The organism is Nitrospirillum goiasense, assembly GCF_034427435.1.
Taxonomy (GTDB): domain Bacteria; phylum Pseudomonadota; class Alphaproteobacteria; order Azospirillales; family Azospirillaceae; genus Nitrospirillum.
In genome coordinates, this window is the sequence record NZ_JAXQNP010000003.1 from 1,766,690 (window position 1) to 1,776,611 (window position 9,922).

The window sequence follows — 9,922 nt, forward strand, 5'->3', positions numbered from 1 at the left end:
GTGACGGGAGCAGGGGGGACGGCGGCGGCCAGGCCGCCACGGGTCGTGTCGCGGCCCCACCCCGCCGGAAAGCCTGGCGCCACCGCCACCTCTCTGGGGGTGCGGGGCCGGCTGCTGCTGGCGGCCGTGGCCTTGTTGCTGCCGCCGCTGTTGGGGGGCGCGCTGCTGCTGGGCGGCGCCTACACCCGCGAGCGCCGGGTGGCGGAGCGTCATCTGGACGAAACCGCCCATATGCTGGCCCTGGCCGTGGACCAGCAGTTGGGGCAGAGCCAAGCCTATCTGCGGGCCCTGGTCGCGTCCCCCGCCATGGCCGCGGGCGACATCGCCGCCGTGGAGGCTCAGGCCAGGGCCATCGACCTGCCCAAGGGCTATTGGTTCCGGCTGGCCTCGGCCATCGACGGGCATGTGCTGATGAACACCGCCTTGCCGCCGGGGGCGCCGCTTTCGGGGGGCAATTGGGCCCCAACCTCAAGGCGGCCCTGGACAGCGGCCATAGCCGGGTCGGCACCCTGTTCAACAGCACCCTCACCAACCAGCAGGCCATCGCCTTGCATGAGCCGGTGTACCGGGACGGCGCCCCCGCCTATGTCCTGTCGCTGGTCATGCCGTCGACGGAATTCACCCAACTGCTGACGGACCAGCAACTGCGCGCGGGCTGGATCGGTGCGGTCGTCGACCGGTCCGGCGGCATCATCGCGCGAACCCGTGATCCGGATCGCTATGTCGGGCAGAAGGCGCGGCCGGAATTCATCGAGGCGTTCAACAAGATGGCGTCCGGCCGCATGCCCGGCCTTTCGCTGGAGGGCGTGCCCATCGTCATCTCCTTCCGCCGGACGCCCAGCCAGGATCTGGTCGTGTCGGTGGCCGCCCCCCGCGATGAGCTGGCGCGGGAGGCTTGGCGCGGCTTGCTGGTGGCCATGGCGGGGGCCGTGGCCTTGTTCGCGGTGGCCATGGGCCTGGCCCTGCGCCTGGCCCGGGGCATCACCTACCCGGTGGAACAGTTGGCGGCGCGGGCCGCCAGCCTGGGCCGGGGCGCGCCGGTTTCCACCGAGACCTTGGGTCTGGCCGAGGCCGATGCCGTGGCCAAGGTGCTGGCCGATGCCGGCCAGCGCCTGGCCCGCTCCAGCGCCGAGCAGGAGGAGAAGGTGCGCGCGGCGGTGGCCGAGGCGGAAAGCGCCAACACCGCGCTTTTCCAGGCCCACCGCATGGAGGCCGTGGGCCGGTTGACCGGCGGCATCGCCCATGACTTCAACAACCTCTTGCAGGCCGTGTCCGGCTGCCTGGACATGCTGATGCGCCGGGCGGCGGACGACCGCAGCCGCGACCTGATCCGCGCCGGCATGCAGGCCATCGATCGCGGGGCCGGATTGACGCGCCAGCTCATGGCTTTCGCGCGCCGTCAGGCCCTGCGGCCTGAGCCGGTGGACGTGGCCGACCTGGTGCGCACCATGCGCCAGTTGCTGATGCACGCGCTCAGGGCCGACATCGTGCTGGAAATGGTCCTGCCGCAAAACCTGTGGCCGGCCATGGCCGACCCCGCCCAGTTGGAACTGGCGCTGCTGAACGTCGCCGTGAACGCGCGCGATGCCATGCCCAACGGCGGCGTCCTGCGTTTCGTCGCCGAGAACGTGACCCTGGCGCCCAACCATACGGAGGAGGGGTTGAAGGGCCAGTTCGTGCGCTTGGCCGTCACCGATACGGGATCGGGCATCGACCCCGCCGTCCTTCCCCATGTCTTCGAACCCTTCTTCACCACCAAGGAGGTGGGGAAGGGGTCCGGCCTGGGTCTGTCCCAGGTGTATGGCTTCGCCCGCCAGTCGGGTGGCACCGTCCATCTGGACAGCGTGCCCGGCGTGGGCACCACCGTCACCCTGTTCCTGCCCCGCGCCGCCGACGCCCCCCGCCGACCCGCGCCCGCGGTCGAGGCGCGCCCCGCCGACCGGGTGGAAACACGCACCGTGCTGGTGGTGGAGGATGACGCCACCGTTGCCGCCACGGTGGCCGCCGGCCTGACGGAGCGGGGCTTCGCCGTGCTCCAGGCGTCCCGCGCCGATCAGGCCTTGGCCCTGCTGCAGAACGGCGACACCATCGACATCCTGTTTTCCGACATCGTCATGCCGGGTGGCATGAACGGGGTGGATCTGGCGAAGGTCGCCCTGGTGCTGCGGCCCGACTTGGCCGTCCTGCTGACCACCGGATATGCCGAAAACCTGCCGCCGCTGGAGGGCATGCGCCTGCTGCCCAAGCCCTATCGGATGGAGCAGCTGTTGGAGGCGCTGGACGCCCTGCGGTGACCCCGGCCTTTTGGTCTAGGCGGATTTTCCAGGCCGGCTTTCAGCTTCCATTAACCCCAGCGCACCCATACTCGCCACCGGCGGCGCGGCCCGCCTTTCAGGGATGGGGCCGGGCCCCGTTCCGCCTTGTCCTTGGACCAGGCCGCGAGCGGATGGTTGCATGTTCGGCGCCCAGCTGGCCCAGATTTTGGACGATCATGAACGCTGGCTGGCGGCAAAGCCGGGCGGCCGACGCGCCAATCTGGTGATGCACGTCCTGCGTGGCGTCAACCTGTCAAACCGTGACCTGTCCCGCGCCCTATTGACCGGGGCCGATCTAACCGGTGCCGCTTTGGACAATTGCCGGCTGGAAGGCGCCGATCTTTGCGGCGCGGGCTTGTTCGATGCCAACCTGACCCAGACCTGCCTGGTGTCGGCCGACCTGCGCGGCTGTGATCTGCGGGGCGCCGTGCTGGACCGGACGGATTTGCGCGGGGCCGACCTTCGCCCCAGCGATATGTTGATCGCCCTGCCACCCGCCGGCACGGGGCAGGGGGCGTTGACCGGGCAAGGCGTCGTCTTCCGGCACGCGCGGCTGGGCCGCGCCCTTCTGGTCGGGGTCCGTTTGGCGGGGGTGTCGATGCTGGATTGCGACCTCACGGGTGCCCTGCTGCGGGGGGCGGATTTGCGGGGGGCCGACTTCACGGGCTCCCAGCTGCGGGACGTGGACTTGGCGGGCGCCGATCTCAGTGACGCCAGCCTGAGCGGAAGCCGCCTGAGCGGCGCCCTGCTGGCCGGCGCGCGTCTGCAGGGTACTCAGTTCGCCCACGCAGACCTCATGGGGGTGGAGCTGGACCGGTGCGATCTGAGCGGCGCGCTGTTGGATGAGGCCCGCTTTTCACGGCCACTCGATTCGTTGGCCCTGGACATGCGCCACCGGGTGCATGAGCACGAGCGCTGGGTCGACAGTGGCGGTGCCCGCGGCGCCCGGGCGGAGTTGGAGGGCGCCAACCTGGAGGGCGCCGATCTGCGGGGCGCGCGCCTCTCCGGTGCGATGCTGCGGGGCGCCCGGCTGCGCGGGGCCCTTCTGGCGGGTGCCGATCTGACACTGGCGGACCTCTCAGGGGCCGACCTGACGGAGGCCAGCCTGCGCGGTGCCGTGTTACGCGGCACGGCACTGGTGCATGCGCGGCTTGTGGCGGCGGACCTGGCCGACGCGCGATTGGATCCGGCCGATATCCTGAACGCCGACAGCCTTCCCAGCGGCCGCTCCTGGCCCGCCGACCTGTCTGGCGCCGACCTTGCCGGGGCCAGCCTTTGGCGTGCCCAAGTACAGTATGCGAATTTCACCGGCGCCAGCCTGCGCGGTGCCGACCTCGCGTCAGCCGACACGACGGGCGTCCGCTTCGCCGATGCCCACCTGCAAGGGGCGGTGGGCCTGGATCGGCCGTCGCCCTCCGCGTCCGCCCGGGCGGGTTGACCCGCCCCGATCCCATCCGGCCGATTCCGCATGGTGTCTACACCAGTCCTGCCGATTCGCACTCTGGTCAGTACACACGGTCCGCAATACTCATCCGAACCGCATAGACCGAATGAAAGGGCGCTAAATTAAGCGTCTTTGATTACGGTCCTTTCTACCAAGTGTCCATGAGAAGCGGGTGGGAGCGGTAGATGAACGATCGACTAAGGCCGGAATTGCGGGAACTGGCGGTCAAGATCGCAACGTCCTACGCCCGGTCCAACCCTGTCAGCGTCGAGGCCTTGCCCTCGGTGATTGTGCTGGCGTACCAGGGGCTTGAAGCCTGCATCGCGCCGCCGCCGCCCCCGCCGCCGGAGCCGGTGAAGCGCGGACGCCGCACCGCCAAGGCCGCTGCCAAGCCGCGTGGGCGCGGGCGTCCCGCCGCCAGCCGTTAACTTACGGCTTTACTCTCGATTCCTTGCGGGCGCCGATTCGGCCTTCGGACGTTACACACCCGTATCGATCCCGGGGTTGTGCGTGGCTGGATTGGCGCGTGCCGCTCATGTACAGTGCCCGGAGCACAGGGGTAGGACGCGGGCGGCGTTCTGCGTCCTTGCTGTTCGTCCGGCCTGCCGGATGCCGACATGCGTCGGCGTCTCGCGGATCGATGTGGGGCCCTATCATCAAGCGGCATAAAGGTGCCGACGCGTCTATCCATGGCTGTGACCAGCGGTTCCAAACGACAGCAGGTCGTCACTGCCCGCCGCCGTGAAAACGGTCGGCCATGACGTCCGACCTCGATTCCCTGTTCCTGGTTGAGGATGCCCCCGCGACTCCGGCGCGGGAGCTGCCGCCATGGCCCATCCTTGTCGTCGACGACGATGAGGAGGTGCACATCATGACCCGGCTGGTGCTCAGCCGCCTGACCTACAAGGGGCGGCCGCTGGAGTTGCTGACCGCCCGGTCCGCAGTGGAAGCCGCCGGTGTCCTGACCAAGCGCGACGACATCGCCGTCGCCCTGCTGGACATCGTCATGGAGACGGACGACGCCGGCTTGGTGCTGGCGCGGCGCATCCGCGAGGAATTCGACAACCACGATGTGCGCATCGTGTTGCGCACGGGCCAGCCCGGCCAGGCGCCGGTGCGCGACGTCATCGTCAATTACGACATCAACGACTACAAGGCGAAGACCGAGCTCACCTCGGAAAAACTGTTCATCACCATCATCACGGCGCTGCGGTCCTACGACAACATCCGCACGGCGCGCGAGGCGCAAAGCGCCAGCCGGCTGAAGTCCAGCTTCCTGGCGACCATGAGCCATGAAATCCGCACGCCCATGAACGCGGTGCTGGGCATGCTGGAACTCATGTCCCACACCGGGCTGGACGATGAACAGATGGAGATGCTGTTCACCGCCCGGGATGCGGCCGGCACGCTGTTGCGCATCATCGACGACATCCTCGATTTCTCGAAGATCGAGGCCGGACGCATGGACATCGAATGCCATCCGGTGGCGCTGGGCCCGTTGGTGGAGGGGGTGGCGGACATGCTGGCGGCCCAGGCGCGCAAGCGCGCGCTGGACCTGCACGTTCACATCGACCCCGCCATTCCCGACCTGCTGATGGGCGACCCCCTGCGCCTGCGCCAGGTGCTGTACAACCTGACCGGCAACGCCATCAAGTTTACGGAGAAGGGGGGCGTCACCCTGTCGATGCGCTGCTTGCCGGGGGCGGAGCCCGGCCGCTGCCGGGTGAAGGTGGCGGTGCAGGACACCGGCATCGGCATTGCCGAAGACGTGCAGAAGCAGCTGTTCCAGCCCTTCACCCAGGCCGAAAGTTCCACCAGCCGCCGTTTCGGCGGCACCGGTCTGGGCCTGTCCATCAGTCGGCGCCTCATCGACCTCATGCAGGGGCGCATCGGTTTGGAAAGCGCGCCGGGGCAGGGCTCGACCTTCTGGTTCGAGATCGACTTGGCCATCGCGCAGGAGCAGCCCGCCGCGGCGCCGCAGCCGGCCTTGCCCTCGTTGTCGGGGATCGACGTGCTGGTCGTGGCCGAAACCCCGGCGCTGCGCGACACCGTCGCCTGCTATATCGAGGCCGCCGGGGGCCGCGTGACGGAGCCGGGGCAGGCGTGGACGGTGGCGGTGGTCATTCCCCGCCCCGGCGACGTATGGCCGGATTTGCCCGACGGCCGGCCGGCGGTGCTGGTGGCGGCCGCGGACTCTGTCCGGCCGGCCGGCCTGCCCTCCGGCACGGTGCAGATCGGCCGGCCGGTGCGACGGGTGCCCCTCATTCGCGCCATCGCCTCCGCCGCGGGGCAGGAGATGGCGGCGCGTTCCGCCACCGCCTCCCGGCGTCAGGGGCGGGGCGAACCGCCCCCGGTCGAGGTGGCGATCGCCCAAGGCCGGCTGGTCCTGGTGGCGGAGGACCAGCCCGTCAACCAAATGGTCATCCGCCGGCAACTGAGCCTGTTGGGTATCGCGGCGGAGATCACGGAAGACGGGCGCCAGGCCCTGGCGGCGTGGCGCTCGGGCCGTTTCGGCCTGGTCCTGACCGATTGCAACATGCCGGAAATGGATGGCTTCGAGCTGACCGCCGCCATCCGCGAGGCTGAGACGGGCACGGGCCTGCGGACCCCCATCATCGCCTTGACCGCGAACGCCATGGCCGGTGAATCCCAGCGCTGCCTGGCGGCGGGTATGGACGGGTTCCTGGCGAAGCCCCTGGAACTGGACCGGCTGGACCGTTGCCTGACGCAATGGCTGCCCCCCTGTCGGACGGGGCTTCGGCCGGGGCTGCCCCATCGCCGCAATCCGGGTCCCGATCGGGCCTCCGATCCGGGATATCGACCAACGGCGTCGCGGCGACGCCGGTTCTTAATCTGGCGCGCACGTTGGAGTTGTTCAGCGCGCTGGATGACGAGGCGCGCACCTTCCTGAACGATTTCCTGGACGCGGCCGGCCCCCTGGTCGCGGGTGTCGCCGCGGCATTCGCCGGGGATGACCTTGGCCATGCCCGGCACCAGGCGCATGCCTTGGCCGGCGTGGCCAAGACGGCGGGGGCCGATGTCCTGGCCCAGGCGGCTGATCGAGTGGAAGAGTCCCTGCTGCAAGGGAATCCGGAGGATGCCCGGCAGGCGGCAAAGGCTCTCCCATTCGCGTTGGAGCAGGTTGCGTCAACCATCGCCTCTTTATAACAAGACGACTTCCCAAATTTCTGTCTATACTGACAAAGTATTCCGGACCCTGTGGTTCCGGCGGATGTTGGGCCGGTGGATGTCGGGGCGGCTATTCACTTCACGTTAAAATAAGATTGTTTGGATTTGAAGCCGGCGGCCGTTTGGGGATGGCAATGGGTGTGATTTCCTTCAATTTCCGTAGTGCCCTGGTGATTGAGGACCAAAGCTTTATCCGTGGCGTCATCGTCCGGATTCTGCGGCAGTTGGATTTCGGCGCGGTGATGGAGGCGGAGGACGGTTCTTCAGGGTTGAGCGTCGCCCTGGAGCGGCGGCCGGACGTCATCATCGCCGACATCGACATGGCGCCGGTGGATGGACTGACCTTCCTGCAGCATCTTCGGTCGCGCGAAACGCAAGGACATCATATTCCCGTGGTTTTCCTGACCAATCGCGCGGACAAGGAAACAGTATTGAAGGCCCGGGACTTGGGCGTGGACGCCTTCATCGCCAAGCCCGTCACCCTGGTCAGCCTGCGGGAAAAGCTTCAGGTGGTGATGGCGCCACGGCGTTAGGATGGCCGGCATTTGGAGGCAGCGGGGACGGAGCATGGCGAGGGTGGCGCGCGGAGGACAGGCGATAGGGCGTATGCCGGCCACGGGGCCGGTGGCGGGCCGGCCGTGACCTATTCCCCGTCCACGGCCCCTATACATCGTTTGCTGGGTGTTCCCTTGCCGCGTTGGGTGTGCGCGTGGTTGCTGCGGCGCGCCCGGCGCCAGGCGGTGATGCGGCGCCATCAGATGACCGTCGCTTTTTGGCAGTCCCTGGCGGTACGGCAATCGGCCTTGGCCCTGCTGTCCGCCGTCGTGATCGGCGCGGTGCTGTCCTTGATCCAAGGCATCGGCCAGGCGGAACGGGAGCGGGCCAAATTCGCCAATGCCGGCCGCGTCGTGCTGGACTTGGTGGAAAACACCGCCAGCGCCGCGGTCTGGAATCTGGACCCGGACCTGGCGTCAGGGCTGGTCCGGTCCGTCCTGGCCGTCGACGGCGTGCGGTCGGTGCGGCTGGTGGAAATGCCCAACCGGGTGTTGGCCGAAGGGGCGCGGGACCTGCCGCCCGTGGATGGGGGTGAGCTGTCGTGGCGGGGCTGGCTGTCCGGGGCCCATTTCGCCCCCATCTTCCAGGACTTGGCGGAGACTCAGCGCCTGCTCTACCGTCCGGCGGGTAGTTCCCGCGGCGGTCCCATCATCGGGCGACTGGAACTTGAGTTGGACACCAGCCGGGCGGCGGCCGACTATGCCGCCTTCATCCGCACCACGGTATTGGGCGGGCTGGTGCGCGACCTGGCGCTGGGCGTGGTGCTGGCCCTGCTGCTGCACACCTTCCTGACGCGGCCGTTGCGCGCCGTGGGCCTGGCCGTCGCCAGCATCGACCCCTCCCGGCCCGGGGCCGCCCGCCTGCCCGATTTCCCCCGCCAGACCGACAACGAGCTGGGCTACCTTGTCCGGCGCTTCAATGAAGTGCTGCGCCTGCTGGACCGCAACCGCTCGGATATGGAGCAATTGGCCACCCACGATGTCCTGACCGGCCTGCCCAACCGTCTGCTGTTGCAGCGGCGCCTGGATGAGGCGTTACGGCGGCGGGAACAGCGGCTGTACCACCCGGAGCGATCGGATCTGGTGGGAAAGCCAGGGCAGCCGGTGCGGGGGCGCGGCGGCATCGCCCTGTTTTTCCTCGACCTCGACCGATTCAAGCATGTCAACGACAGCCTGGGCCACGATGTCGGCGACCGGCTGCTGCAGGCCGTCGCCGCGCGCTTGTGCGACTGCCTGGGCCAGGGCGACATGCTGGGCCGGCTGGGGGGCGATGAATTCCTGGTGGTGACGGAGAACGTGCACGAGGCGGTCGACGCCGCCGTCCTGGCGGAGCGCCTGCTGAAGGCGCTGGAGCCGCCGCTGGCGGTCGAGGGTGGGCATCTACTGCATGCCGGTGCCTCCATCGGCGTGGCGATGGTGGGCGAGGGGGCGGCGGCGGGTGAGATGGAAACGGCCAGCACGCTCCTGCGCCAGGCCGATACGGCACTCTACGCCGCCAAGGCGGCGGGACGCGGGCAGTACCGCTTCTTCTCCCGCGATATGAGCGAGCGGGCGGAAAACCGCCTGACCACCGAGGCGAACTTGCGCCAGGCTCTCAGCATCGGCTCCTTTGAACTGTACTTCCAGCCCAAGGTGCGGGCCGCCGACCAGTCCCTGGTGGGGGCGGAGGCGCTGGTCCGATGGAAGCATGACGGCCAGTTGGTGCAGCCCGGCGCCTTCATGACCGTGGCCGAGGATTCGGGCCTGATCATGGAACTGGGCAGCTGGGTGCTGGAACAGGCGGTGCGCGAGGCCACGCACTGGACCAAGCTGCTGCCCGACTTCCACATCGCCGTGAACGTCTCCGCCCGGCAGATCATCGCCCCCGGCTTCGTCGAGCGCGTGCGCGACTGCCTGGCGCGCAGCGGCGTGCCCGCCGACCGCATCGAGATCGAGGTGACGGAAAGCGTCATGGTGGACAGCGCCCGCTCGCTGGAGGTGCTGTGGCGCCTGAAGCGGCTGGGCGTGCGCATCGCCGTGGACGATTTCGGCACCGGCTTCTCCTCGCTGTCCTACCTGCGCCAGATGCCCATCGACACCCTGAAGATCGACCGGGCCTTCGTGCAGGACCTGCCGCGCGACAGCGCCATCGCCGCCATGATCCTGACCCTGGGCGCGCGACTGGGCCTGGAGGTGGTGGCCGAAGGGGTGGAGCGGGAGGAGCAACTGGCCTGGCTGGTGGCCGAGGGCTGCCCCGTCGTCCAGGGCTTCTTCATCGCCGAACCCATGCCCGCCCGCCAGCTAGAGGCCCGCTTCCTGCACCCGCTGCTGATGGCGCGCGAGGACGAGCGCGAAGGGCGCAGCGCATGAGCGGCTTCCCAGCACTTCGGCGTCAGAATGACATCTGGATGCCAAATCAATGAAAAGGGCACGTGAGGGGA

General features: G+C 68.8%; 8 protein-coding genes. All 8 read left to right on the forward strand.

Annotated features, from left to right (window positions below; all coding sequences use genetic code 11):
• The first annotated feature begins 45 nt into the window (after window positions 1-45).
• Window positions 46-633: a hypothetical protein gene (locus ULB03_RS21970; RefSeq protein WP_322485201.1), complete on the forward strand. Its 588-nt coding sequence runs from the start codon at window positions 46-48 to the stop codon at window positions 631-633.
• 572 nt (window positions 634-1,205) lie between these two features.
• Window positions 1,206-2,294: an ATP-binding protein gene (locus tag ULB03_RS21975; RefSeq protein WP_416211177.1), complete on the forward strand. Its 1,089-nt coding sequence runs from the start codon at window positions 1,206-1,208 to the stop codon at window positions 2,292-2,294.
• Between the two features lie 160 nt (window positions 2,295-2,454).
• Window positions 2,455-3,753 (forward strand): pentapeptide repeat-containing protein, encoded by a 1,299-nt coding sequence (locus ULB03_RS21980; RefSeq protein WP_322485202.1) that lies wholly within the window; start codon window positions 2,455-2,457, stop codon window positions 3,751-3,753.
• Window positions 3,754-3,944: 191 nt separating this feature from the next.
• The gene (locus tag ULB03_RS21985; protein WP_322485203.1) at window positions 3,945-4,187 is read left to right on the forward strand and encodes a hypothetical protein; all 243 of its coding nucleotides are present in this window, start codon (window positions 3,945-3,947) and stop codon (window positions 4,185-4,187) included.
• A gap of 329 nt (window positions 4,188-4,516) precedes the next feature.
• A complete protein-coding gene (locus tag ULB03_RS21990) occupies window positions 4,517-6,670 on the forward strand; it encodes a response regulator (RefSeq protein ID WP_322485204.1) in 2,154 nt (717 codons plus the stop codon).
• Entirely contained in the window at window positions 6,625-6,927 is a 303-nt protein-coding gene (locus ULB03_RS21995) for an Hpt domain-containing protein (RefSeq protein ID WP_322485205.1), read from the forward strand. The genes ULB03_RS21990 and ULB03_RS21995 overlap by 46 nt, the downstream gene beginning before the upstream one ends.
• A gap of 155 nt (window positions 6,928-7,082) precedes the next feature.
• Window positions 7,083-7,481: a response regulator gene (locus ULB03_RS22000; protein WP_322485206.1), complete on the forward strand. Its 399-nt coding sequence runs from the start codon at window positions 7,083-7,085 to the stop codon at window positions 7,479-7,481.
• Between the two features lie 225 nt (window positions 7,482-7,706).
• Window positions 7,707-9,851: a putative bifunctional diguanylate cyclase/phosphodiesterase gene (locus ULB03_RS22005; RefSeq protein WP_322485207.1), complete on the forward strand. Its 2,145-nt coding sequence runs from the start codon at window positions 7,707-7,709 to the stop codon at window positions 9,849-9,851.
• Window positions 9,852-9,922 lie beyond the last annotated feature (71 nt).

Coding starts and splice junctions, on each gene's coding strand:
- ULB03_RS22005 (WP_322485207.1), top strand. CDS start 7,707: ATGACCGTCGCTTTTTGGCAGTCCCTGGCGGTACGGCAATCGGCCTTG.
- ULB03_RS21990 (WP_322485204.1), top strand. CDS start 4,517: ATGACGTCCGACCTCGATTCCCTGTTCCTGGTTGAGGATGCCCCCGCG.
- ULB03_RS21985 (WP_322485203.1), top strand. CDS start 3,945: ATGAACGATCGACTAAGGCCGGAATTGCGGGAACTGGCGGTCAAGATC.
- ULB03_RS22000 (WP_322485206.1), top strand. CDS start 7,083: ATGGGTGTGATTTCCTTCAATTTCCGTAGTGCCCTGGTGATTGAGGAC.
- ULB03_RS21980 (WP_322485202.1), top strand. CDS start 2,455: ATGTTCGGCGCCCAGCTGGCCCAGATTTTGGACGATCATGAACGCTGG.
- ULB03_RS21975 (WP_416211177.1), top strand. CDS start 1,206: ATGGAGGCCGTGGGCCGGTTGACCGGCGGCATCGCCCATGACTTCAAC.